Raw genomic sequence first — 24,341 nt, forward strand, 5'->3', positions numbered from 1 at the left:
GCGAGCACGTAGCGAAGACCCCCGCGCCTCCCTCCCGCGCGGGGGTCTTCGCCGTCCGGGGGACGGTGCCGGGTGTCAGACCCCGGCAGGCGTACGGTCCGGCTCCTGCACCCGCTCCGGGCCGCCGCCCTCGTCCAGGCCGACCTTGCGGTGCAGCCGCCGCAGCGCCTTCGGCGCGTACCACGCGTGCCGCCCCAGCAGCCGCATCGCCGCCGGCACCAGCACACCCCGTACGGCGACGGCGTCGATCAGGATGGCCAGGCCGCTGCCGAGCCCGAACATCTGCAGGAAGCTGACGCTGCTCGTGCCGAAGGCGAAGAAGCTCACGGCGAGCAGCCCCGCGGCCATCGTCACGATCCGGCCGGTGCGGGACAGGCCGCGGGTGACGGCGGTGACGTTGTCGGCGCCCGCGTCGTTCAGCTCCTTGATCCGGCTGGTGACGAAGACCTCGTAGTCCATGGACAGCCCGAAGACGATGCAGAACAGCAGCACGGTCATCGAGGTGTCCATCGGCATCGGCGTGAAGCCGAGCAGGTCCGCCAGGTGGCCGTCCTGGAAGAGCCACACCATGACGCCGATCGACGCGGTCAGGCTGATCGCGTTGAGCACCAGCGCCCGCAGCGGCTGGATCACGCTCCCGGTGAAGAGGAACAGCAGGATGAAGGTCGAGAACACCACCATGGCCGCCGCCAGCGGCAGCTGGTCGCCGATCGCCTTCTTGGAGTCGACGAGCCGCGCGTCCGTGCCGCCCACCAGCGTTTCCGTACCGCCGGGACCGGCGGTCCCGCGCACCTCGCGGACCAGGTCCTGGGCGGCCGCGGACTTCGACTCGAGGTCGCTGGTGACCGTGATCCGCTGGGCGTCGGGGCGGCCGAGCGCGGCGTTGGCCGGGCCGGGCCCGGTGGAGCCGGTCGCGGTGTACGTGCCGGTGCTGGCCTGCACCCGTACGACGCCGTCCAGGCCGGCGAGCGTCTCGGCGTACGGCGCCAGCTGCTCCTTCGCGACCGGGCCGCGGGTGACGACCTGGACCGCGTTCGCGTCGTTGCCGGGGAAGTGGTCCCGTACGGCGGTCGACACCTCGCGGCTCTGCGCGTCCTCGGGCAGCACCCGCTCGTCCGGGGTGCCGAAGGTGACGCCGAGCAGCGGGCTCGCCGCGAGCAGCAGCACGGCCAGCACGGGCAGCGCGGTGAGCGCGGGACGGCGCATCACGACGCCGGCCAGCCGGCCCCAGACGGGCGCGTCGGGCTTCCGTACGGCCTGCGCCCAGGGCAGCCGCCCGCTGTTGACCCGGTGCCCGAGCACGGCGAGCAGGGCGGGAACGACGATCAGGGCGGCGAGCGCGGCGATGGCGACGACGCCGATCCCGGCGTAGGCGAAGGAGCGCAGGAAGAACGGGGGGAAGAGCAGCAGCGCGGACAGCGCGGCCACGACAGTGGCGGCGGAGAACGCGATGGTGCGCCCGGCCGTCCGTACGGTCGTCCGCAGTGCCTCGGCGACCTCGTCGCCCTCGCCGAGGCGTTCGCGGAAGCGGCTGACGAGCAGCAGGCCGTAGTCGATGCCGAGGCCGAGGCCGAGCGCGGTGGTGAGGTTGATGGCGAAGACGGAGACGTCGGTGATGCTGCCGAGCACGTACAGCTCGGCGAACGTGCCGAGGATCGCGATCAGCCCGATGGCGAGGGGCAGCAGCGCGGCGACGACGCTGCCGAAGGCGAGGATGAGCAGGATCAGCGTGACGGGCACGGCGATCGTCTCGGCGAGCGCGAGGTCGCCGGACACCTGGGTGGTGACGTCCTTGTCGAGCGCGGCGGTGCCGCCCGCCTTCACCGTGACGGCGCCGCGGTCGCCGCTCCACTCGTCGATGACGCTCTCGGCGCGTTCGGCGAGGTTCGTGCTGCCGCCCTCGACATGGGCCATGACGAGGGCCTGGTTCCCGTCCTCGGAGGTGAGGGCGGAGCCGCCGGCGTCCCAGTAGGACACGACGTTCGTCACGTGCGGCGTGTCCTTGACCCCCGCGGTGAGCTCCCGGCCGGCCTGTTCGGCGCCGGGGGAGTCGAGGCCGTTGTCGGCGCGTACGAGGAGTACGAGGTTGGTGTCGCCGCCGAACTTGTCGTCGATGAGCTTCTGGGCGCGGCTGGAGGGTGCGTCGGGGTCCTCGAAGCCCCCGGCCTGGAGTTTTCCGAAGGCACCGAAGCCGACGGCGCCCATGGCGACCACGGCGACGAGAGTGAGGAGCAGCAGTGCTCGGGCGCGGCGCAGGGCCAGCTCGGCTATGCGGTGCAACATGGCGATCCCCTTGGATGTTTACAGCGTCAACATCCAACGTAAGCGGGGAATGTTAATAGTGTCAACATCGGGCAGGATAGAGGCATGGAGGACATCTCTGCGCCCACGGCAGGCAAGGGCCGCTACCACCACGGCGACCTGCGCAACGCACTCATCGACGCCGCCGTCGGACTGGCACGGGCCGGCGGCCCGGACGCGGTGGTGCTGCGCGCCGCCGCCCGCCAGGTCGGCGTCTCGCCCACCGCGGCGTACCGGCACTTCGCCGGGCAGAGCGACCTGCTGTTCGCCGTCAAGACCGTCGGCCAGCAGATGCTCGCCGAGCGGATGGAGGGCGCGGCCGGCTCGGTGCCCGGTGAGCCCGACGAGGGCGTGGAGGAGCGCGTGCTGGCCATGGGCAAGGGCTACATCGGCTTCGCGCTGGACGAACCCGGCCTGTTCCGGTCGGCGTTCTGCAACACCCCGGACCTCGCGATGGGGCTCAGCGACGAGGGTGTGCCGCAGCCCGCGTCCGGCGAGCACCAGTTCCGCTCCTTCGAACTGCTCATCGGGATCCTGGACGGCCTGGTCGCCTCGGGGCTCATGCCGCCCGCCCGCCGACCGGGTGCCGAGGTCGCCGCCTGGTCGCTGGTGCACGGGCTGGCCATGCTGATCCTGGACGGCCCGTTCTCGCTGCTGCCGGACGATCAGCGGGACGCCGCGGTCGACCGCGCGCTGCGCACGCTCGTCGCCGGATTCACCGCGCCCTGACGGGCCGCCAAGTGCCCGCACTCCGCCCGTACTCGCACATGAAGTCGATGTACGGCGTAAGCTGTAGCGGTGCCGATGAGCGGCAATTCGGGCGCCAAGCGGGCCCGCCCGGGCCCGTCAGCACCCAGCCGCGCAGGTCAGCCCGCGCGGCGTGTCCGAAATCTCTGTCCCGGGGCAACGGTGTAGAAACGGAGATGTGACGGCAATGGCTCCTGGCAGCACGTGGTGACCGCGGACGCGGACGCGCACGCGCATACGGTGCTCGCCAAGGCCGCCGGCGAGAACTTCCCGGTGGCCCCCCGCTTTCTGCCGCGCGCATGGCGGGACGATCTGATGGCCGTCTACGGCTTCGCGCGCCTCGTCGACGACATCGGCGACGGCGATCTCGCCCCCGGCGGCCGCGACGCCGCGTACCTCGGCGTCGGCCCGGGCCAGGCCGCCGACCGGCTCGCCCTGCTCGACGCCTTCGAGGCCGATCTCCACCGCGCCTTCCGTGTCGCCGAGGGCAGCGGGCCCAGCGCCGCGCCCGGCCACCCGCTGCTGGCCGCGCTCGTGCCCGCCGTACGGCGGCACCGGCTCGGCCCGGCGCCGTTCCTCGGCCTGATCGAGGCCAACCGCCAGGACCAGAAGGTGCTCCGCTACGCGACGTACGAGCAGCTCGCCGGATACTGCGAGCTGTCCGCCAACCCCGTCGGCCGGCTCGTGCTGTCCGTCACCGGCACCGCCACCCCCGAACGCGTACGCCGCTCCGACGCCGTCTGCACCGGGCTGCAGATCGTCGAGCACCTCCAGGACGTGGCCGAGGACCTGGCGCGCGGCCGCGTCTATCTGCCCGCGCAGGACATGGCGCGCTTCTCCGTCCGCGAGTCCGACCTCGCCGCGCCCACCGCCAACGCCTCCGTGCGCACCCTGATCGCCTTCGAGTCCGAACGCGCGCACCGCCTGCTGGACGAGGGCCTGCCCCTCGTACGCAGCGTCGGCGGCCGGCTCCGGCTGCTGCTCGCCGGGTTCGTCGGCGGCGGGCGCGCCGCGCTGAGGGCCATCCGCGCCGCGGGGTACGACGTACTGCCCGGACCTCCCGAACCCACCAAGCGCGGGCTGCTGCGCGAGGCGGGCATGGCACTGCGAAGAGAGGGGTGACCCCGACCGTGGTCAGAACCCGGCCCGAGCGGCAGGTGTCCCCGCCGGTACTCGCCGCCTACGGCTACTGCGAGACCGTCACGGGACAGCAGGCCCGCAACTTCGCCTACGGCATCCGCCTGCTCCCGGCCGGCAAGCGCCGCGCGATGAGCGCGCTCTACGCCTTCTCGCGGCGCGTCGACGACATCGGGGACGGGGATCTGGGGCCCGCGGACAAGGAGGCCCGGCTCGCGGACACCAGGGAACTGCTCGCACGCGTACGGGACGGCCAGGTGTCCGAGGAGGACACCGACCCCGTCGCCGTGGCCCTCAGCCATGCCGCGCGCCGCTTTCCGATCCCGCTCGGCGCCCTCGACGAGGTCATCGACGGGGTGCTGATGGACGTGCACGGGCAGCGCTACGAGACCTGGGCGGAGCTGCGCGCGTACTGCCGCTGCGTCGCCGGCGCGATCGGACGGCTGTCGCTCGGCGTCTTCGGGACCGCCGGGAGCGCGGGCGCGCGGGACACCACCCGCGCCGCCGAGTACGCCGATACTCTCGGCCTCGCGCTCCAACTCACCAATATCCTCCGGGATGTCCGGGAAGACGCAGGCAACGGACGCGTCTATCTGCCCACCGAGGATCTCGACAAGTTCGGCTGCTCCGCCGGCTTCCACCACGAGACCCCGCCACCCGGCGCCGACTTCGCCGGCCTGGTGCACTTCGAGGCGCGGCGTGCCCGCGCCCTGTTCGAGGAGGGGTTCACGCTGCTGCCCATGCTCGACCGCCGGTCCGGCGCCTGTGTCGCCGCCATGGCCGGGATCTACCGAAGGCTGCTCGAACGGATCGCCCACGACCCGCAGGCGGTGCTGCGCGGCCGCGTGTCGCTGCCCGTCCGCGAGAAGGCGTACGTCGCGGCGCGCGGGCTCGCCGGACTGGACGCGCGGCACGCCGCCCGGCGCACCGCGCGCCGCGCCCCGCGCGGGAGGACCGCGTGACGGCCCCGGAGACGCGGCCCGCGCGGACGCGGCGCGCCGCACGCCCCGTCGTCGTGATCGGCGGCGGGCTGGCGGGCACCACCGCGGCGCTGCGGCTGGCCGACGCCGGGCTGGAGGTGACGCTTCTGGAGTCGCGCCCGCGGCTGGGCGGCCTTGCGTTCTCCTTCCGCCGCGACTCGCCGGCCGGCGCGCTCACCGTCGACAACGGGCAGCACGTACACCTGCGCTGCTGCACCGCGTACCAGTGGTTCCTGCGCCGTGTCGGTGCCACCGAACTGGCGCCGCTGCAGCGCCGGCTGGACGTGCCAGTCCTGGACGCGGCGGCGGGCCGGCTCGGCCGGCTGCGGCGTACGGGGCTGCCCGTGCCGCTGCACCTGGCCGCCGGGCTCGCCACGTACCCGCACCTGTCGCTCGCCGAACGCGCCGCCGTCGGGCGCGCCGCGCTCGCCATGAAACGGCTCGACCCGGCCGACCCGGCCCTGGACGGCACCGACTTCGCGAGCTGGCTGCACCGGCACGGCCAGTCCGCCCGTTCCGTCGAGGCGCTGTGGGAGCTCGTCGGCGTGCCCACGCTCAACGCCCGCGCCGCCGACTCCTCCATGGGCCTCGCCGCCAAGGTCTTCAAGACCGGGCTGCTCACCACCCCCGGCGGCGCCGACATCGGCGTGTCCCATGCCCCGCTCGGCGACCTGCACGACATCCTCGCCCGCGCCGAACTGGAGCGGGCGGGCGTACGCACCATGCTGCAGACCCGTGCCCGCGGCATCGCGCCCGCACCGTACGGCGGCTGGCGCGTGACCGCAGACCGCCGTACGGCACAGACGCGCGAACAGCCCGAGGAACTGGACGCCGGCACCGTCGTGCTGGCCGTCCCGCAGGGCGAGGCGCACCGGCTGGTGCCGGACGGCGCGCTGCCCGACAAGGACCGGCTGCTGCGGATCGGCGACGCGCCGATCCTCAACATCCACGTCGTGTACGACCGCAGGGTGCTGCGCCGCCCCTTCTTCACCGCGTTGGGCTCCCCGGTGCAGTGGGTCTTCGACCGTACGGTCCCCTCCGGGCTCACCGGCGGCGGCCAGTACCTCGCGCTGTCCCAGTCCGCCGCGGCCGGCGAGATCGACACGCCGGTCGCCGAGCTGCGCCGCCGCTACCTCCGCGAGCTGGCGCGGCTCCTGCCCGCCGCGCGCGGCGCGAACGTGGTGGACTTCTTCGTGACCAGGGAGCGGACAGCGACGTTCGCTCCCGACCCGGGGGTGGGGCGGCTCCGGCCGCCCGCCCGCACCGGGCTGCCGGGTGTCCTCCTCGCCGGGGCGTGGACCGACACCGGCTGGCCCGCGACCATGGAGAGCGCTGTGCGCAGTGGCATCACCGCCGCCAGGGAAGCGCTCGGCAGTACAGGCCGTGCGCATGACGACGAACCACCGCACGGTACGGAAAGAAGGGCAGCGGCGGCATGAACGGCAGCACAGAACGAGGAGCTCCGGTGAACACGGCAAGTCCGGCGCGGCAGCGCCCCGCGAGCGACTCCGCGCGCGTCACCGCCCTGCTGGAGCGGGGCCGTACGCTCGCCACCCCGGTGCTCCGCGCCGCCGTGGACCGGCTCGCGCCGCCCATGGACACGGTCGCCGCGTACCACTTCGGCTGGATCGACGCCGAGGGCCGGCCCTCCGACGCGGACGGCGGCAAGGCCGTACGCCCCGCGCTCGCCCTGGTCTCCGCGGAGGCCGCCGGCGCGGCGCCCGAGACGGGCGTGCCGGGGGCCGTCGCCGTCGAACTCGTACACAACTTCTCGCTCCTGCACGACGACCTGATGGACGGCGACGAGCAGCGCCGCCACCGCGACACCGTGTGGAAGGTGCACGGGCCCGCGCAGGCCATCCTCGTCGGCGACGCCCTGTTCGCCCTCGCCAACGAAATACTCCTCGAACTCGGCACCGCCGACGCCGGACGCGCCACCCGCCGCCTCACCGCCGCCACCCGCAAGCTGATCGACGGGCAGGCGCAGGACATCAGCTACGAGCACCGCGAGCGCGTCACCGTCGACGAGTGCCTGGAGATGGAGGGCAACAAGACGGGCGCGCTACTCGCCTGCGCCACCTCCATCGGCGCGGTGCTCGGCGGCGCGGACGAGCGTACGGCCGACGCGCTGGAGGCGTACGGCTTCCATCTGGGCCTGTCGTTCCAGGCGGTGGACGACCTGCTCGGCGTGTGGGGCGACCCGGAGTCCACCGGCAAGCCGACGTGGAGCGACCTGCGGCAGCGTAAAAAGTCGCTGCCCGTCGTCGCCGCGCTCGCCGCGGGCGGCCCGGCCGCCGAACGCCTCGCCGACCTGATGGCGGCGGACGTGAAGAAGACCCAGCGGGAGTTCGAGGACTTCGACGAGACGGAGTTCGCGGCACGCGCCGCGCTCATCGAGGAGGCGGGCGGCCGGGAGGCCACCTCCGGCATCGCCCGCGTACAGCACAACAAGGCACTGGAGGCGCTCGACGGGATCGACATGCCCGGCACGGTGCGCGACGAGCTGGTCGCGCTCGCGGACTTCGTCGTCGTACGGCAGCGGTGACGTAACGCATACGGCGCTGCTGCCGTTACGGCGGTGCACGGCTCGCACAGCGGACACGCGGAAGGGGAAGCGATGACAGCCACAGCCGACGGCAGCACCGGGGCGGTTCCGCCCCGTGTACGCGCCGAGGAACGGGACGGCGCCCCCGGCATCCGGACCGGCACCGGAGAGCAGGACGGCCCCCGCGCGCTCGCCGAGCGCACCAGCGCCCGCGCGGTGGAGCACCTGCTCGTGCGCCAGCACGACGAGGGCTGGTGGAAGGGCGACCTGGAGACGAACGTCACCATGGACGCCGAGGACCTGCTGCTGCGCGAGTTCCTGGGCATCCGGGACGAGCACACCACCGCGGCCGCCGCCCGCTTCATCCGCTCCGAACAGCGCCCGGACGGCACCTGGGCCACCTTCCACGGCGGGCCCGGCGAACTGTCCACGACCATCGAGGCGTACGTCGCCCTCCGGCTCGCCGGCGACGAGCCGGACGCGCCGCACATGGCGGCGGCCTCCGCCTGGGTACGGGAGCACGGCGGGGTCGCCGGGAGCCGGGTGTTCACCCGGATCTGGCTCGCGCTGTTCGGCTGGTGGCGCTGGGCGGACCTGCCGGAACTCCCGCCGGAGATCATCTACTTCCCGAAGTGGTTCCCGCTCAACATCTACGACTTCGGCTGCTGGGCCCGCCAGACCATCGTCCCGCTCACCGTGGTCTCCGCCCACCGCCCGGTGCATCCGGCGCCGTTCGCCCTCGAAGAGCTGCACCGCGACCCGGCGTGCCCCAATCCGCCGCGCCCCCGGGCCGCGGCGAACACCTGGGACGGCGTGTTCCAGCGGCTGGACGCGGCGCTGCACACGTACCGGAGGTTCGCCGTACGCCGCCTGCGCCGCGCCGCGCTGCGGGACGCCTCCCGCTGGATCATCGAACGGCAGGAGAACGACGGCTGCTGGGGCGGAATCCAGCCACCCGCCGTCTACTCGATCATCGCCCTGTGGCTCCTCGGCTACGACCTGGACCACCCCGTCATCCGCGCCGGCCTGGAGTCCCTGGACCGCTTCGCGGTCTGGCGCGACGACGGAAGCAGGATGATCGAGGCGTGCCAGTCCCCGGTCTGGGACACCTGCCTGGCCACCATCGCCCTCGCCGACGCCGGCCTGCCCGAGGACCACCCGGCGCTCGTCAAGGCCGCCGACTGGATGCTCGGCGAGCAGGTCGTACGGCCCGGCGACTGGTCCGTACGGCGGCCCGGACTGCCGCCGGGCGGCTGGGCGTTCGAGTTCCACAACGACAACTACCCCGACATCGACGACACCGCCGAGGTCGTCCTCGCCCTGAACCGGGTGCGGCACGCCGACCCCGTACGCGTGGACGGGGCGCTGCGGCGGGCCATCCGCTGGACCCTGGGCATGCAGTCCAGGAACGGGGCGTGGGGCGCGTTCGACGTCGACAACACCAGCCCGTTCCCCAACCGGCTGCCGTTCTGCGACTTCGGCGAGGTCATCGACCCGCCCTCGGCCGACGTCACCGCCCACGTGGTGGAGATGCTGTCTCACAACGGCCACCGCAACCACCCGGCGAACCGGCGCGCCCTCGCCTGGCTGCTGTCCGAACAGGAGGAGAACGGCGCCTGGTTCGGCCGCTGGGGCGTCAACTACCTGTACGGCACCGGCTCGGTGGTCCCCGCGCTCGTGGCGGCCGGGCTGCCCGCGTCGCACTCGTCCGTACGGCGCGCGGTGAGCTGGCTGGAGAGCGTCCAGAACGAGGACGGCGGCTGGGGCGAGGACCTGCGCTCGTACCGCGACCCGGAGTGGATCGCCCGCGGCGAGTCCACGGCCTCGCAGACCGCGTGGGCGCTGCTCGCGCTGCTGGCGGCGGGGGAGCGGAACACCAAGGCCGTCGAGCGCGGCATCGGCTTCCTCGCGCGCACGCAGCGCGAGGACGGCGCATGGGACGAGCCGTACTTCACCGGCACCGGCTTCCCCTGGGACTTCTCCATCAACTACCACCTGTACCGGATGGTCTTCCCCGTCACCGCGCTCGGCCGCTACCTGCGGGACGGCGTCGGGCGCGGCGGCCGGGACAGCTGATGGCGCCGACGCCCCCCGCGTCCGCGGCCGACGGCGCCCCGCTGCTGATCGCCTGCGCGCTCGGCATCGAGCGGCTGGCGCTGCGCCGCGGCGCGGGCGGGCCGGCCACCGTACTCCGTACGGGCATGGGCCCGGACGCGGCGGCGAGCGCCGTCACGCGCGCGCTGCGCGACGAGCCCGTGCCGGGCCGTACGGCGGTCGTCGCCACCGGCTTCTGCGCCGGCCTGGCCTCCGGGATGCACCCCGGGGACCTGGTGCTGGCGGACGCCGCACACGACGGCGACGGCCGTACGGCATGCGTGGGCACCGAGCGCCTCGCCGAGGCGCTCGCCCCGCTGGGCACACTCCACACCGGCCCGCTCGCGGGCTCCGACCACGTGGTACGGGGCGCCGAGCGGGCGGAACTGCGCGCGACGGGCGCCATCGCCGTAGACATGGAGTCCGCCGCCACACTCCGCGCCGCCGTACGCAGCGCCCCGGACCGTCCGGTTGCCGCCGTACGGGTGGTGGTGGACGCCCCCGAGCACGAACTGATCAGGGTCGGGACGCTGAAGGGAGGAATATCGGCATTCCGCGTCCTGCGCGCGGTCCTGCCCGCGTTCCTCGAATGGCACCGATCCTTGCTGCTACCCCGGAGGTGAGCGAGAAATGGCCATGCCGCTCCGCCAGTCCATCCGCGTCGGTACGTATCTCTTCGAACAGAAACTCCGCAAGAAGGAGAAGTTCCCGCTGATCGTGGAGCTGGAGCCGCTTTTCGCCTGCAATCTCAAATGCGAGGGCTGCGGCAAGATCCAGCATCCGGCGGGCGTGCTCAAGCAGCGCATGCCGGTCGCCCAGGCGGTGGGCGCGGTCCTCGAGTCGGGCGCCCCCATGGTGTCCATCGCGGGCGGCGAACCGCTGATGCACCCGCAGATCGACGAGATCGTACGGCAGTTGGTGGCGCGGAAGAAGTACGTCTTCCTGTGCACCAACGCGATGCTCATGCGCAAACACCTCGACAAGTTCACGCCCTCGCGCTATTTCGCCTTCGCCGTCCACATCGACGGACTGCGCGAGCGGCACGACGAATCGGTCGCCAAAGAAGGGGTGTTCGACGAGGCCGTGGCGGCGATGAAGGAGGCCAAGGCGCGCGGCTTCCGTGTCACCACCAATTCCACCTTCTTCAACACCGACACCCCGCAGACCGTCATCGAGGTGCTCGACTACCTCAACGACGACCTGAAGGTGGACGAGATGATGATCTCGCCCGCGTACGCCTACGAGAAGGCGCCCGACCAGGAGCACTTCCTCGGCGTCGACCAGACCCGTGAGCTGTTCCGGAAGGCGTTCGCGGGCGGCAACCGCGGCCGCTGGCGGCTCAACCACAGCCCGCTCTTCCTCGACTTCCTCGAGGGCAAGGCCGACTTCCCGTGTACGGCCTGGGCGATCCCCAACTACTCGCTGTTCGGCTGGCAGCGCCCCTGCTACCTGATGAGCGACGGCTACGTGCCGACGTACCGGGAGCTCATTGAAGAGACCGACTGGGACGCGTACGGCCGGGGCAAGGACCCGCGCTGCGCCAACTGCATGGCGCACTGCGGCTACGAGCCGACCGCCGTCCTGGCCACCATGGGTTCGCTGAAGGAATCGCTGCGCGCGGCACGGGAGACCGTACGCGGAAACCGCAGCTAAGCCGCGGAAGGGGGGCTCATCATGCCTCTGCTCGAAGACATCGGGGGACCGGACGACCTCAAACGGCTCACCGGGTCGGAGCTCGACGAACTCGCCGAGGAAATCCGGCAGTTCCTGATCCACGCGGTGGCCCGCACCGGCGGCCACCTCGGTCCGAACCTGGGCGTGGTCGAGCTGACCATCGCCCTCCACCGCGTGTTCGACTCGCCCGCGGACCGCGTCCTGTGGGACACCGGGCACCAGGCGTACGTGCACAAGCTGCTGACCGGCCGGCAGGACTTCTCGAAGCTCAAGGGCAAGGGCGGGCTGTCGGGCTACCCGTCGCGCGCGGAGTCCGAGCACGACGTCATCGAGAACTCGCACGCCTCCACCGTCCTCGGCTGGGCCGACGGCCTGGCCAAGGCCAACCAGGTGCGGGGCCGCCCGCACCACGTGGCCGCCGTCATCGGTGACGGCGCGCTGACCGGCGGGATGGCCTGGGAGGCGCTGAACAACATCGCGGCAGCGAAGGACCGCCCGCTGGTCATCGTCGTCAACGACAACGAGCGCTCGTACGCGCCGACCATCGGCGGCCTCGCCAACCACCTGGCCACGCTGCGTACGACGGACGAGTACGAGCGCGTACTGGCCTGGGGGAAGGGCGTGCTCCAGCAGACGCCGGTCGTCGGCAAGCCGCTGTACGAGTCGCTGCACGGCGCGAAGAAGGGCTTCAAGGACGCCGTCGCGCCACAGGGCATGTTCGAGGACCTGGGGCTGAAGTACGTCGGCCCGATCGACGGCCACGACATCGGCGCGGTGGAGTCCGCGCTGCAGCGGGCAAAACGGTTCGGCGGGCCGGTCATCGTGCACTGCCGTACGCAGAAGGGCCGCGGCTACGAGCCGGCGCTGGCCGACGAGGCGGACCACTTCCACACCGTCGGGCGGATCGACCCGCTCACCGCCGAGCCCGTCGCGCCGGCCGCCGGGCCGTCCTGGACCTCGGTGTTCCGCGACGAGATGGTACGGATCGGGGCCGAGCGGGAGGACGTCGTCGCGGTGACCGCGGCGATGCTCGAACCGGTCGGGCTCGGGCCGTTCGCGGCGGCGTACCCGGACCGGATCTTCGACGTCGGCATCGCCGAGCAGCACGCCACCGTCTCCGCGGCCGGCATGGCCACCGGCGGGCTGCACCCGGTCGTCGCCGTCTACGCCACGTTCCTGGGGCGGGCCTTCGACCAGCTGCTGATGGACGTGGCGCTGCACCGGTGCGGCGTCACGTTCGTACTGGACCGGGCCGGGATCACCGGGCCCGACGGCGCCTCGCACCACGGGATGTGGGACATGTCCGTACTGCAGGCGGTACCGGGGCTGCGTATCGCCGCGCCCCGCGACGCCGAGCAGCTGCGGGCGGAGCTGCGGGAGGCGCTGGACGTGGACGACGCGCCCACCGTGGTGCGCTTCCCGAAGGAGACCGTCGCCGAACCGCTGCCCGCGGTGCGCCGCGTGGGCGGACTCGACGTGCTCCGGGAGCACCCGGAGCCCGCCACGGCCGGGCCGGACGGGGCCGGCGGCGCCGAACGGCCCGCCCGCGACGTGCTCCTCGTCGCCGTCGGCGTGATGGCGCCGGTGTGCCTGGAGGCCGCGGAGCTGCTGGCGGGCCGCGGCATCGACTGTACGGTCGTGGACCCGCGCTGGGTCAAGCCCGTCGACGAGGCCCTGCCGCCGCTGGCCGCGCAGCACCGGGCGGTGGCGGTGGTGGAGGACAACTGCCGCGCCGGAGGCGTCGGTTCGGCCGTCGACCAGGCGCTGCGCGACGCCGGTGTGGACCGGCCGCTGTGCGGCATCGGCCTGCCGCCGGAGTTCCTGGCGCACGGCAAGCGCGCGGAGCTGCTGGCCGACGTCGGGCTGACACCGGCCGAGATCGCCGGACGTATCGCCGCCACCGTGCTGCGCGCCCGCGGCGAACCGGGCGCGGCTGCCGGCGGGGAGGGGCGAGCCGGGGGTGCGGGAGTGGGGGCGGCGAGCGAGGAGACCGCCGGGTGAGCCACTTCGATCTGGCCAAGCTGCTGGCCGAACGCGGCGGCGAGGGCCACGCCCTGCACTCCCGGCATCTCAACCACCAACTCCCGCGCATGCTCCGGACCATCGGCTTCGACCAGGTCTACCAGCGGGCCGAGGGCGCGTACTTCTACGACACCGAGGGCCGCGACTACCTCGACATGCTCGCGGGCTTCGGCGTGATGGCCCTCGGCCGGCACCACCCCGTCGTACGGCAGGCCCTGCACGACGTGCTCGACGCGTCGCTGCCGGACCTCACCCGCTTCGACTGCGCGCCGCTGCCCGGGCTGCTGGCCGAGCGGCTCCTCGGCCACGCACCGGGAATGGAGCGGGTGTTCTTCGGGAACAGCGGCACCGAGGCGGTGGAGACCGCGCTGAAATTCGCCCGCTACGCCACACGGAAACCACGAATTCTCCACTGTCATCACTCTTTTCACGGTCTCACCACAGGATCTCTGTCGGTGAACGGCGAAGATGGATTCCGTGAAGGTTTTGCGCCCTTGCTACCCGATACGCCCGTTCCGCTAGGGGACCTCGGTGCGCTGGAACGCGAGTTGGCACGGGGTGACGTGGCCGCGCTCGTCGTCGAGCCGATTCAGGGCAAGGGCGTGCACGCGGCGCCCTCCGGATATCTGCGCGCGGCCCGCGAGGCGCTGCACCGGCGGGGCGGGCTGCTGATCGTCGACGAGGTGCAGACGGGCCTGGGGCGTACCGGCGACTTCTTCGCGTACCAGCACGAGGACGGCGTGGCCCCCGACCTCGTGTGCGTCGCGAAGGCGCTGTCCGGCGGCTACGTGCCGGTGGGCGCGACGCTGGGCAAGGAGTGGATCTTCAAGAAGGTCTACTCCTCGATGGACCGCGTACTGGTCCACTCCGCCAGCTTCGGGGCGAACGCGCAGGCCATGGCCGCCGGCCTGGCGACGCTGCAGGTCATCGCGGACGACAGGCTGACGGAGAACGCCCGGCGCACCGGGGATCTGCTGCGCGGGCGGCTCGCCGAGCTCGTCGGCCGCTACGAGCTGCTGCACGACGTACGCGGCCGGGGCCTGATGATCGGCATCGAGTTCGGCAGGCCGTCCTCGCTGCGGCTGCGCAGCCGGTGGACGATGCTCCAGACCGCCCGCAAGGGACTGTTCGCGCAAATGGTCGTCGCGCCGCTGCTGCGTCGGCACAGAATCCTCACCCAGGTCTCCGGCGACCATCTGGAGGTCATCAAGCTGATTCCGCCGCTGATCGTCGGGGAACGGGAGGCGGATCGATTTGTCGACGCGTTCACACAGGTCATGGACGAGGCGCACACGGGCGGCGGACTCATGTGGGATTTCGGCCGTACGCTGATGAAACAGGCGGTGACGTCCGGGCACCGCGGCGACTGAGCCGTACCGCGCCGGTGCCCGGCCCGGTCGACTAGTCGACAAGGCGCTCACGCAGCCGTTCCCGGGTGCCCGCGCTCAGCTTCAGGCCCTCCGTGAGGTACGCCTCGACGTCGCCCCACTCCTCGTCGATCGTGTCGAAGGCGGCGGCGAGGTAGCCGGGGCGCGCGTCGAAGAGCGGCGCGAGCAGCTCCAGCACCTCGGCGGACAGGCCGCCCTCGGCGCCCTCCGCGCGGTGCACCTTGTACCGGCGGTGCGGGGAGTTCGACTCGAGGTAGTCGGCCTCGATCGCGTCCCGCCGTACGCCGACGGCCAGCAGCGTCACGGCTATGGACAGCCCCGCCCGGTCCTTGCCCGCCGCGCAGTGCAGCAGCGCGGGCACGCTGTCCCCGGCGATGTCGTGCAGCACACGGCTGTGCTCGGCGGTGCGGCCCAGGACCATGGCGCGGTACGAGGCGGTCATCCGGTCCGCCGCCTGCCCGTCGGAGAGCGCCGCCCGCAGCTGGGCGAGGTCGCCCTTGCGCACCATCCGCCAGAAGTCGGCGCCGTCGGCCGGGTCGGTCAGCGGGATGTTCACGTTGCGGGTGCCCGGCAGCGCCGCGTCCGGGCCCTCCAGCGCCTGGTCGGCGGAGTTGCGGAAGTCGAACACCGTGTGCAGCCCGAGACCGCTCAGATACGCCACGTCCTCGGAGGTGGCGTGCGCCAGGTGCCCGCTGCGGAACAGCACTCCGTGCCGCAGCCGGCGCCCGTCGGCCGTGGGCAGTCCGCCGACATCGCGGAAGTTGCGCACCCCGGTCAGGGTGGGCTCGGCGGGCTGCGTGGTCACGGGCGCTCCTCTGCTCGGGGTGTGCTCCGGGTCCGCCGCGAATCCGCTCCGGCGTGTTCCGCTCCGGTGCTGACGAGGGTGTGGCGGATGGTTTCTGCCGACCATACGACATTGGGTGCCAGGGGTAATCAGCCGTGCGATCCGGTCTGTGCGGAAGGAGGTGCGGCGGGCGCGCATATGCCCTTGTCGACATTCCGACTACGGCCCTGTACGGTCCCGATCCCGCTGTCCAGCCCTGCCGTACGGCATGCTCACGCACATTCCGCTTCGCGGCTCCAACATGGCGGGAATTGGTCGTGTCCGGCCTTCACAGTCGGGCAGACCAGGTAACTTCCGCATTCCGCAAGCGAGTTATGATCTGTGCGCCCGGTCAATCGTGTGCCCGACGAGTTCACCCGTTAGGAGCTGGCGAGGGGTGGCGAATATGTCATCAGCGCCCGCTCGGCGCCGTAGTGACAGCTAGCGTAGCCACGGCGCTGTGAGCGTCCGGCGTGCCTCGAGCAGGCCCTTCAGACAGACCTCAAGCCAACCGAGGAAACCGATGCCTGAACCCCCGAGCCATTCGGTGCAGACAGGAAGGGGAACGTCCGCTCCCGTAGGTGCCGCGGCCGTCCCCTCCAGCTCGAACGGGCCCCGTGCGCGGCACGGCAGGATTCCGGTGCGCGAGAGCGCCGGTGACGCCGCGATGCGGCACCGCATGGTCCGGCTCGCCGTCCTCCCCGCCGCGATCGTGGCCGTCACCGCGAGCGCCGTGATCGCCTTCGTCATGCGCGACCAGGGAGGCGTCGACGCCACCGGTGCGCCCGCGTCGGCCACCCTCTGGGGCGTGCTCGCCGGATCGCTGCTGCTCACCTGCGCGGTGGTGGTGGGGGCCGCGCTGTTCGCCTCGACCGAGGCCCGTACGACCGTCGAGCGGTACGGCCAGCTGCGCCGGTCCTCCGAGCGCGGCCAGACCGAAGTACGGGCCCAGCTGCGCAGGTTGGAGCAGGGCGAGCGGCCGCGCATCCCCGGGCCGCCCCCGGAGCTCGAGCCCGCCGGCGACGCGCTGGACCGGCTCGGGCACGAGCTGACGCTCGCCCAGCACACCGCCGAGGCGGCGGTCGCGGAGGCCGCGGCGCTCGTACGCGCGGGCAGCAGCGGCAGTGACGAGAAGGTCGAGGTGTTCGTGAACCTCGCGCGCAGGCTCCAGTCGCTGGTGCACCGCGAGATCGAACTCCTGGATGAACTGGAGAACGAGGTCGAGGACCCGGATCTGCTCAAGGGACTGTTCCACGTCGACCACCTCGCCACCCGCATCCGGCGGCACGCGGAGAACCTTGCCGTGCTCGGCGGCGCGGTCTCCCGGCGGCAGTGGACCCGGCCCGTGACGATGACCGAGGTGCTGCGCTCCTCGATCGCCGAGGTCGAGCAGTACTCCCGGGTGAAGCTGGTCCCGCCGATTGAGGGCACGCTACGCGGCCACGCCGTCGCCGACGTCATCCACCTGCTCGCCGAGCTGGTGGAGAACGCGACCATCTTCTCCGCCCCGCAGACCACCGTTCTGCTGCGCGCCCAGCACGTGACCGCCGGCCTCGCCGTCGAGGTGGAGGACCGCGGCCTGGGCATGGACGCGAACGAGCAGAACCGGATGAACGCGCTCCTGGCCGACCCCGAGCAGTTCGACGTCGGCGAACTGCTCTCCGACGGCCGGATCGGCCTGTTCGTCGTCTCCGCGCTCGCGCGCAGGCACGGCATCGTCGTCCAGCTGCAGAGCAACATCTACGGCGGCATCCAGGCGGTCCTGGTGCTGCCGCGGCCCGTGCTCGGTGACACGGCGGACACTTCCAAGCAGTCCGCCGCACAGCCCGCACAGCCCGCACAGCCCGTGCCGGCCGCCGTGCCGCAGCGTACGGGCGTACCGCAGGGCCAGCTCCAGAGCGCGCAGCACGGCTACCCGCTGGGCCACCCCCAGGGTCAGGAGCACCAGCGCGCGGCGGCGCCGAACGGCGTGCCGCAGCAGCAGCCCGGCCAGCCCCCGCAGCCGGTCCACCACGGCCAGCCGCAGAGTCCCGCGCCGCAGATCCCGGCGCAGACGCACGGCCGGGCACGGCCCCAGGAAGCGGAGCACGTACGGGCGCCCGCGCCCGAGAGCGTACGGGCCGGCGGCCCGCCCCCCGGTCCGCCGCAGCAGCCGCCGCCACGGGCGCAGCAGCCCGCGCCCCCGCCGGCGGCCGCACCCGGCGAGCGCCCGCAGCTGCCCAAGCGGCGCCGTCAGGAACACCTCGTGCCCGAGCTGCGCGACGGCCCGCGGGCGCAGGTGACCACGGATGAGCCGGACGCAGGTCACGACCCAGGTCTGATGGCCGCGTTCCGCCGGGGCACCAGCCTCGCGGACGAGTCCGACGGCACCGACGAGACCCACCCGACCCACACCGCCCCCAAGACCCGTCCGCCACCGCCGCAGCCCGCATACGCATATGACTCGTTGATCCTCACCACACCTACACACTATTGAATGAGCCGGCGACCCCGGGGATCTCACCTGAGGCCACGGTCGGCGGCGTCAGGAGTGTATAAGGGACAGGGGTGTGCCTCGGGCACGAGCTGATCGCCGCCGAACTGGGCCTGGAACTCGTCCGCAAGGCACGCCCGTACCAGGGCGCGCAGGAGCGGATCGACCTCTTCGGACGCGCCGAGACGGTCGGCTTCTACAACTCGTACGCCGCGCACTGCCCGGACCGGACCGCCGACCGGCTCGCCCTGCGCCACGTCGAGGTGAGCCGGGACGGCGGCAGCGGCGAGGTGCACGCGCTGCGCGGACCGGGCTTCGCGGGCGTGCAGTTCCACCCGGAGTCCGTGCTGAGCCTGAACGGCGCGGAGATCACGGCGGAGCTGCTGGCCGCCGTCCACGTCTGAACGGACTCCGGTACGAGCGCGGTGCCCGGGGCACGGGGCTGGTCGGCCCCGGGCACCTCGCACGCCGGTCAGCCGAAGAACACGCCCGCCTCCTCGTACAGTTCGGGCGAAACCGTCTTCAGCTTGGCCGTCGCTTCCGCGAGCGGCACCCGCACGATGTCGGTGCCGCGCAGCGCCACCATGGTGCCCCAGTCGCCGTCCCGCACCGCGTCGATCGCGTGCAGCCCGAAGCGGGTGGCGAGCCAGCGGTCGAAGGCGCTGGGCGTGCCGCCGCGCTGGATGTGCCCCAGCACGGTCGTACGCGCCTCCTTGCCCGTACGCGCCTCGATCTCCTTGGCGAGCCACTCGCCGACGCCGGACAGCCGGACGTGCCCGAACGAGTCCTTCGACCCGTCCTTCAGCACCATCTGGCCGTCCTTGGGCATCGCGCCCTCCGCGACGACCACGATCGGCGCGTAACTCGCCTTGAACCGCGACTCCACCCAGCCGCAGACCTGCTCGACGTCGAAGCGCTGCTCGGGGATGAGGATGCAGTTGGCGCCGCCCGCGAGGCCGGAGTGCAGGGCGATCCAGCCCGCGTGCCGGCCCATGACCTCCACCACCAGCACCCGCATGTGGGACTCGGCGGTGGTGTGCAGCCGGTCGATGGCCTCGGTGGCCACATGGACGGCGGTGTCGAAGCCGAAGGTGTAGTCGGTGGCGGACAGGTCGTTGTCGATGGTCTTGGGCACGCCGACGCAGTGGATGCCGAACTCGTCGGTGAGCCGGGCCGCCACACCGAGCGTGTCCTCACCACCGATCGCGATCAGCGCGTCGACCTCGTGCTTGGCGAGGTTCTCCCGGATCCGGCGGACGCCGTTCTCCTCGTTGAACGGGTTGGTACGCGAGGAGCCCAGGATCGTGCCGCCGCGCGGCAGCGTGCCGCGGACGGCGGGGATGTCGAGCGGCACGGTGTCCCCCTCCAGCGGACCGCGCCATCCGTCCCGGAACCCGAGGAAGCCATAGTCGTACTGCTGAACTCCTTTACGGACCACGGCCCGCATGACCGCATTGAGCCCGGGGCAGTCTCCGCCACCGGTCAGCACTCCGACCCGCATGGGAATGTTCCCTTCTCACGTGGACGCGACAGCCGCCACGCTAGCGGTGATCCAGATCACAGGGGATGGGGCGTACGGCACGGATTCCGCGTCATGACGCCCCGAACCGGCCATCCGCGTCCCTGCCCGCTCACTCGTACGAGGGACCGCTCAGCCGCGTACGTCAGCGCCGCGCGCCGAGGGCGTGCGCGAGGGGCGCCGGGGGAGCGTCTCCGGTCAGTCCGCGGTCGGTTCCCGGCCAGTCCGCAGTCAGTGCCCGGTCAGTCCTCGCCGTCCAGGCCGCGCTCGATCGCGTACCGCACCAGCTCGACGCGGTTGTGCAACTGCAGCTTGCCCAGGGTGTTCTGCACGTGGTTCTGCACGGTCCGGTGCGATATCACCAGCCGTTCGGCGATCTGCCGGTAGCTGAGCCCCTTCGCGACCAGCCGCAGCACCTCGGTCTCGCGCTCCGTCAGCTGCGGAACGCCGGAGTCCGCGGGCGTCGCCGCGGACGCCGCCGGCTCGGTGGCCAGCCTCCGGTACTCGCCCAGCACCAGTCCGGCCAGTCCGGGCGTGAACACCGGGTCGCCGTCGGCCGTACGGCGCACCGCGTCCACCAGCTCCTCGGTGCTCGCCGACTTCACCAGGTAGCCGGTCGCGCCGGACTTCACGGCCTCCAGCACGTCCGCGTGCTCGCCGCTCGCCGAGAGCACCAGCACCCGCAACTTCTGGTCGGCGCCGGCCAGTTCGCGGCAGACCTCGACGCCCGGCCTGCCGGGCAGGTTGAGGTCCAGCACCAGCACGTCGGGTGCGGCGGCCAGCGCGCGGCGTACGGCCTGCTCGCCGTCGCCCGCCGTGGCCACCACCTCGAAGCCGGCCTCGCCCAGGTCGCGGGCGACCGCGTCGCGCCACATCGGGTGGTCGTCGACGACCATCACCCGCAGCGCCGGCTCGCGCCGCGCCTCCGCACCTTCCCCGTCCGCGGCCCGCGCCTGGTCCTCGTACCGGTCCTGGTCAGACATGCTTCGGCATCCTCAATTCCACTTCGGTTCCCTGCCCCGGCACGGACACCAGCTCCGCCGTGCCGCCCAGCTCCCGCAGCCGTCCGCGTATGGACAGCGCGACCCCCATACGGCCCTCGGCCTCCGCGTCCTCCAGCCGCCCGGCCGGGATGCCGGGCCCGTCGTCGCGCACGCTCACCAGCACCGAGTCCGGCTCGTCCTCCAGCAGGATCCACGCGCGCGCGTGCTCCCCGGCGTGCCGGCGCACGTTGTCCAGGGCGGCCGCGACGGCCGCCGCCAGTTCGCGTGCGGCCTCCGCGGCCAGCCGTACGGGAGTGCCGGGTCCCGAGAACGTCACCCGCGCCCCCGCCTCGCCCGCCAGCAGCCGGTGCAGGTCGACTGTGCGCTCCGCGCCGTCTTCCGCTCCGGGCGCGGGGCCGCCGGGTGCGGAACCCGCGCGTGAACCGGCCGCGGCCGTCGCGTGCTCCTCCGCCGCGTCCCGTGCCGGAGAGCGCGCCGAGACCAGCGCCCGCAGCGCCACCTCCTGCTCGCCCGCGAGCCGCCCGAGTTCGGCCGCGTCACCGCCGAGCTTCGCGCCGCGCCGCTGCACCATTGCCAGCACCTGCAGCACGCTGTCGTGGATGTCGCGCGCGAGCCGCTCCCGTTCGCGGGTGGCCGCCTCGATACGGAGGGCGCGGGCCAGCGTACGTTCACTGGCGCGCGCGACCTCCACCACGTAGCCGATGGCGATGCTGGCCACACAGACCAGCAGCACGTTGTGCACGGTGTCGCGGGTCGCGCCGCCGCGTTCCAGGAGGCTGGCGATGCCGACGAGTGCCGAGGCCGCCGCGCCCCAGCGCCAGCCGCCCTTGATGGCGCAGCCGAGCACGGCGCCGGCGGTCCAGATCGACGGCAGGGTGGTGACGCCCTCCGCCAGCTGCGTGGACGACGCCACGTAGCGCGTGAGGACGATGCCGGTCAGCGCCATCGTCAGGTCGCCGGCGAGGAAGGGGACCGTGCAGCGCTCCGCCGACAGGGCCTTCCCGGCCGTGCACGCCGTCCACACGGTGAGCGCGCCGATGTAGACACTCGCGACGACCGGGTGCGCGTACTCGCCGCGCACGAGGAGATGCAGGCCGATCGCGTAGAGGAGCGTCGCCACCCGGTACCCGGTCAGCGCGCGCCACAGCGGCTGCTCGACCGACATCTTCGCGGCCATTCCGCCCCCCCGTCCGTGCTCGTACGGTGCCGCTAAGCGGCTCTCCGGTGATCGTCCCCGCGGGTGCTCCCCGGCCGCCCGCCCTTCCCCTGCTTCCCGGCCTTCTCCGCCTGCTCGCGCTCCGCCTTCTCGGCCTTCTCGGCCTTGTCGGCGTCGGCGATACGGCGCTTGGCGGCGGTGGCGTAGATGTCCACGTACTCCTGGCCGGACAGCCTCATGATCTCGTACATGACCTCGTCCGTCACCGAGCGCTGGATGAAGCGGTCCGCGTCCATGCCCTGGTAGCGGCTGAAGTCCAGCGGCTTGCCGATCCGGATGCCCGGCCGCATCAGCTTCGGGACCACCTGGCCCGGCGGCTGGATCTTCTCCGTGTCGATCATCGCGACCGGGATCACCGGGGCGCCGGAACGCAGCGCCAGCCGCGGCAGCCCGCCGGGCTTGCCGCGGTACAGCCTGCCGTCGGGGGAACGCGTGCCCTCGGGGTAGATGCCGAACAGCTCACCCCGCTCCAGCACCTCCATGCCGCTCTGGATGGCCGCCTCGCCCGCGCCCCGTACGCCGGAGCGGTCCACCGGAAGCTGCCCGACGCCCTTGAAGAACGCGGCCGTCAGCCGCCCCTTCACACCGGGCGAGGTGAAGTACTCGGCCTTGGCGATGAACGTGACCTTCCGGTCCAGCACCGCGGGCAGGAAGAAGGAGTCCGAGAACGACAGATGGTTGCTCGCCAGGATGGCGGGGCCGCTTTCGGGAATGTTCTCCAGGCCCTCCACCCAGGGGCGGAAGACCAGTTTGAGCGAGCTGCCGACCGACAGCTTCATCGCGCCGTAGAACAACCGGGACCTCCTGTGTCCGACGCTCCGAGCCTATCCCGCCGTACGGCCCTCTGTTCCGGATCAGATGTGCGGGCGCACCCGGGCACTGCCGGACCCGCGTACGACGAATTAGAGTGGCAGCACTGCCGCCTGCCCGCCGCGAACGGAGTCCCACGGTGCCGCTCATTCCAGGAGCCGAACCGATGCGCCACGACGGCTCACAGGTCGGAGTGCTCCTCTGCCACGGCTTCACCGGCTCTCCGCAGTCACTCCGCCCCTGGGCCCTGCACCTCGCCGACGCGGGGTACACGGTGTCCCTGCCGCTCCTGCCCGGCCACGGCACCCGCTGGCAGGACCTGGAGGTGACCGGCTGGCAGGACTGGTACGCCACCGTGGACCGCGAGCTGCGCGTCCTGCGGGACAGCTGCGAGCAGGTCTTCGTGGGCGGCCTGTCCATGGGTGGCGCGCTGGCGCTGCGGCTCGCGGCCCGGCACGGCGACGCGGTGAGCGGCGTCGTGGTGGTCAACCCGGCGTGCAGCTTCCCGCGGCTGGAGGGGTACGCGCTGCCGGTCGTACGCCACCTGGTGCGGTCGACGAAGGGCATCGCCGACGACATCGCCAAGGAGGGCAGCCACGAGCTCGGCTACGACCGGGTGCCGCTGCGCGCCGCGCACTCGCTGCGGGACCTCTTCCGCGTCGCCTGCGGTGAACTCGCCCAGGTGACCCAGCCGCTGCTCGTCCTGCACAGCCGGACGGACCACGTGGTGCCGCCCGCGGACTCCGCGCACATCCTCGCCTCGGTGTCGTCCGAGGACGTCACCGAGACGCTGCTGGAGCGGAGTTACCACGTCGCGACACTCGACCACGACGCGGAGCGCATCTTCGCGGACAGCGAGGGCTTCATCTCCCGTATCGCAGCAGGGAAGCAGGCACGTGACAGGGCGTAACGCCGACTCAGGCAAGGGCGGCGACGAGCCGGAGCCCGTGCTGCCCCCGGACGAGGAGGCGGCCTGGGCGGAGATCGTCGCCGCGTACGGAGAGGTGCCGGACGTCGGGCAGGCGGACGCCGGGCTCCGTACGGACGACGACGGTCCCGGCGGTTCCGGGGACGCGCGCGAGGACGACGGCGCCGACGCGCCGGACGAGGCGCGTGAGGACGACGGCGACGGCGGTCACGGCGACGGACACGACCGGCGCGAGCCGGACGGCGACACCCTCACGCGGCCCGCCGACGACGACCGCGACCGCGATCCGGAGGACGCGGGCGACCCGCCCGTGCGCAGCGTCACCGTCTACGCGGCGGGCACCGGGCCGCGGGACTGGGACGCCGCCGAGGAGGACGAGGACGAGGGCCACTTCGTGCCCCCCGAGCCGCCGCCGCTCCCGGAGACCGACCCGACCACCAGGTTCGCGTGGTTCGCGGTGCTCGGCGGCCCGCTGCTGCTGCTCGCCGCGGTGCTGTTCCGCCTCGACATGACCTGGTGGATCATCACGCTGGGCGTCGGCGGCTTCCTCGGCGGCTTCGGCACGCTGGTGGCCCGCATGCGGGACGACTCGGACGACGACGACTTCGAGGACCCGGGCCGCGGAGCGGTCGTCTAGCCGGTCCGGTCCGGTCACCGGTCGCGGCCAGCGGTCACCGGTC

The 24,341-nt window shown here is 72.7% G+C and carries 19 protein-coding genes and 1 pseudogene; 14 read left to right on the plus strand and 6 right to left on the minus strand.

Annotated elements, in window-relative coordinates:
• Positions 1 to 75: 75 nt before the first annotated feature.
• Entirely contained in the window at positions 76 to 2,283 is a 2,208-nt protein-coding gene (locus tag DVA86_RS07945) for an MMPL family transporter (protein ID WP_208876898.1), read from the minus strand.
• Between the two features lie 84 nt (positions 2,284 to 2,367).
• On the opposite strand from DVA86_RS07945, the gene DVA86_RS07950 reads away from it, so the two are divergent.
• From DVA86_RS07950 to DVA86_RS07995, 10 genes are all read left to right on the plus strand, one after another.
• Positions 2,368 to 3,030: a TetR/AcrR family transcriptional regulator gene (locus tag DVA86_RS07950; RefSeq protein ID WP_208876901.1), complete on the plus strand. Its 663-nt coding sequence runs from the start codon at positions 2,368 to 2,370 to the stop codon at positions 3,028 to 3,030.
• A 225-nt stretch (positions 3,031 to 3,255) separates the two neighbouring features.
• A complete protein-coding gene (hpnC, locus tag DVA86_RS07955; RefSeq protein ID WP_425470970.1) occupies positions 3,256 to 4,170 on the plus strand; it encodes a squalene synthase HpnC in 915 nt (304 codons plus the stop codon).
• An 8-nt stretch (positions 4,171 to 4,178) separates the two neighbouring features.
• Positions 4,179 to 5,147, plus strand: coding sequence for a presqualene diphosphate synthase HpnD (gene hpnD / locus DVA86_RS07960; protein ID WP_208876904.1), 969 nt, complete (start codon positions 4,179 to 4,181; stop codon positions 5,145 to 5,147).
• A complete protein-coding gene (hpnE, locus tag DVA86_RS07965) occupies positions 5,144 to 6,604 on the plus strand; it encodes a hydroxysqualene dehydroxylase HpnE (RefSeq protein ID WP_208876905.1) in 1,461 nt (486 codons plus the stop codon). Before hpnD ends, hpnE begins: the two co-directional genes overlap by 4 nt.
• Complete coding sequence (locus DVA86_RS07970) at positions 6,601 to 7,710, plus strand: polyprenyl synthetase family protein (RefSeq protein ID WP_208876906.1); 1,110 nt, start codon at positions 6,601 to 6,603, stop codon at positions 7,708 to 7,710. The genes hpnE and DVA86_RS07970 overlap by 4 nt, the downstream gene beginning before the upstream one ends.
• A gap of 72 nt (positions 7,711 to 7,782) precedes the next feature.
• Positions 7,783 to 9,786 carry a squalene--hopene cyclase gene (gene shc, locus DVA86_RS07975; RefSeq protein WP_208876909.1) on the plus strand — a complete coding sequence of 668 codons (2,004 nt, stop codon included), beginning with the start codon at positions 7,783 to 7,785 and terminating at the stop codon, positions 9,784 to 9,786.
• The gene (locus DVA86_RS07980) at positions 9,786 to 10,427 is read left to right on the plus strand and encodes a phosphorylase family protein (protein ID WP_208876910.1); all 642 of its coding nucleotides are present in this window, start codon (positions 9,786 to 9,788) and stop codon (positions 10,425 to 10,427) included. The genes shc and DVA86_RS07980 overlap by 1 nt, the downstream gene beginning before the upstream one ends.
• A 7-nt stretch (positions 10,428 to 10,434) precedes the next feature.
• Entirely contained in the window at positions 10,435 to 11,457 is a 1,023-nt protein-coding gene (gene hpnH / locus DVA86_RS07985; protein WP_208876911.1) for an adenosyl-hopene transferase HpnH, read from the plus strand.
• Between the two features lie 21 nt (positions 11,458 to 11,478).
• The gene (dxs, locus tag DVA86_RS07990; protein WP_208876913.1) at positions 11,479 to 13,479 is read left to right on the plus strand and encodes a 1-deoxy-D-xylulose-5-phosphate synthase; all 2,001 of its coding nucleotides are present in this window, start codon (positions 11,479 to 11,481) and stop codon (positions 13,477 to 13,479) included.
• Entirely contained in the window at positions 13,476 to 14,870 is a 1,395-nt protein-coding gene (locus DVA86_RS07995; RefSeq protein WP_208876915.1) for an aspartate aminotransferase family protein, read from the plus strand. Before dxs ends, DVA86_RS07995 begins: the two co-directional genes overlap by 4 nt.
• A gap of 31 nt (positions 14,871 to 14,901) precedes the next feature.
• Here the strand turns inward: DVA86_RS07995 and DVA86_RS08000 are convergent, their stop codons facing one another.
• Positions 14,902 to 15,693 carry a tyrosine-protein phosphatase gene (locus DVA86_RS08000; protein WP_245996407.1) on the minus strand — a complete coding sequence of 264 codons (792 nt, stop codon included), beginning with the start codon at positions 15,691 to 15,693 and terminating at the stop codon, positions 14,902 to 14,904.
• Between the two features lie 658 nt (positions 15,694 to 16,351).
• Here DVA86_RS08000 and DVA86_RS08005 point away from each other — a divergent pair.
• On the plus strand, positions 16,352 to 18,187 hold the full coding sequence (locus tag DVA86_RS08005; RefSeq protein ID WP_208876918.1) for a sensor histidine kinase: 1,836 nt from the start codon (positions 16,352 to 16,354) through the stop codon (positions 18,185 to 18,187).
• 68 nt (positions 18,188 to 18,255) lie between these two features.
• Positions 18,256 to 18,588 (plus strand): annotated as a pseudogene (locus DVA86_RS08010) (glutamine amidotransferase-related protein); the annotation flags it as partial.
• 68 nt (positions 18,589 to 18,656) lie between these two features.
• On the opposite strand, the gene DVA86_RS08015 reads toward DVA86_RS08010, so the two are convergent.
• The 4 genes from DVA86_RS08015 to DVA86_RS08030 all read right to left on the minus strand — a co-directional run bounded on the left by DVA86_RS08015 (position 18,657) and on the right by DVA86_RS08030 (position 22,717).
• The gene (locus DVA86_RS08015; protein ID WP_208876922.1) at positions 18,657 to 19,685 is read right to left on the minus strand and encodes a 6-phosphofructokinase; all 1,029 of its coding nucleotides are present in this window, start codon (positions 19,683 to 19,685) and stop codon (positions 18,657 to 18,659) included.
• Positions 19,686 to 19,945: 260 nt separating this feature from the next.
• A complete protein-coding gene (locus tag DVA86_RS08020) occupies positions 19,946 to 20,599 on the minus strand; it encodes a response regulator (RefSeq protein WP_245997559.1) in 654 nt (217 codons plus the stop codon).
• A 79-nt stretch (positions 20,600 to 20,678) separates the two neighbouring features.
• Entirely contained in the window at positions 20,679 to 21,884 is a 1,206-nt protein-coding gene (gene macS, locus DVA86_RS08025) for a MacS family sensor histidine kinase (RefSeq protein ID WP_245996409.1), read from the minus strand.
• Positions 21,885 to 21,916: 32 nt separating this feature from the next.
• Complete coding sequence (locus DVA86_RS08030; RefSeq protein WP_208876925.1) at positions 21,917 to 22,717, minus strand: lysophospholipid acyltransferase family protein; 801 nt, start codon at positions 22,715 to 22,717, stop codon at positions 21,917 to 21,919.
• Between the two features lie 155 nt (positions 22,718 to 22,872).
• Here DVA86_RS08030 and DVA86_RS08035 point away from each other — a divergent pair, with 155 nt between their 5' ends.
• Both DVA86_RS08035 and DVA86_RS08040 read left to right on the plus strand, forming a co-directional pair.
• The gene (locus tag DVA86_RS08035; protein WP_208876927.1) at positions 22,873 to 23,643 is read left to right on the plus strand and encodes an alpha/beta hydrolase; all 771 of its coding nucleotides are present in this window, start codon (positions 22,873 to 22,875) and stop codon (positions 23,641 to 23,643) included.
• Complete coding sequence (locus DVA86_RS08040) at positions 23,630 to 24,298, plus strand: hypothetical protein (RefSeq protein ID WP_208876929.1); 669 nt, start codon at positions 23,630 to 23,632, stop codon at positions 24,296 to 24,298. The genes DVA86_RS08035 and DVA86_RS08040 overlap by 14 nt, the downstream gene beginning before the upstream one ends.
• Positions 24,299 to 24,341: the final 43 nt, after the last annotated feature.

The sequence above is a fragment of the Streptomyces armeniacus genome (assembly GCF_003355155.1).
GTDB lineage: Bacteria > Actinomycetota > Actinomycetes > Streptomycetales > Streptomycetaceae > Streptomyces > Streptomyces armeniacus.

Coding starts and splice junctions, on each gene's coding strand:
- DVA86_RS07945 (WP_208876898.1), bottom strand. CDS start 2,283: ATGTTGCACCGCATAGCCGAGCTGGCCCTGCGCCGCGCCCGAGCACTG.
- DVA86_RS07950 (WP_208876901.1), top strand. CDS start 2,368: ATGGAGGACATCTCTGCGCCCACGGCAGGCAAGGGCCGCTACCACCAC.
- shc (WP_208876909.1), top strand. CDS start 7,783: ATGACAGCCACAGCCGACGGCAGCACCGGGGCGGTTCCGCCCCGTGTA.
- dxs (WP_208876913.1), top strand. CDS start 11,479: ATGCCTCTGCTCGAAGACATCGGGGGACCGGACGACCTCAAACGGCTC.
- DVA86_RS08020 (WP_245997559.1), bottom strand. CDS start 20,599: ATGGTCGTCGACGACCACCCGATGTGGCGCGACGCGGTCGCCCGCGAC.
- macS (WP_245996409.1), bottom strand. CDS start 21,884: ATGGCCGCGAAGATGTCGGTCGAGCAGCCGCTGTGGCGCGCGCTGACC.
- DVA86_RS08015 (WP_208876922.1), bottom strand. CDS start 19,685: ATGCGGGTCGGAGTGCTGACCGGTGGCGGAGACTGCCCCGGGCTCAAT.
- DVA86_RS07970 (WP_208876906.1), top strand. CDS start 6,601: ATGAACGGCAGCACAGAACGAGGAGCTCCGGTGAACACGGCAAGTCCG.
- DVA86_RS07980 (WP_208876910.1), top strand. CDS start 9,786: ATGGCGCCGACGCCCCCCGCGTCCGCGGCCGACGGCGCCCCGCTGCTG.
- hpnH (WP_208876911.1), top strand. CDS start 10,435: ATGGCCATGCCGCTCCGCCAGTCCATCCGCGTCGGTACGTATCTCTTC.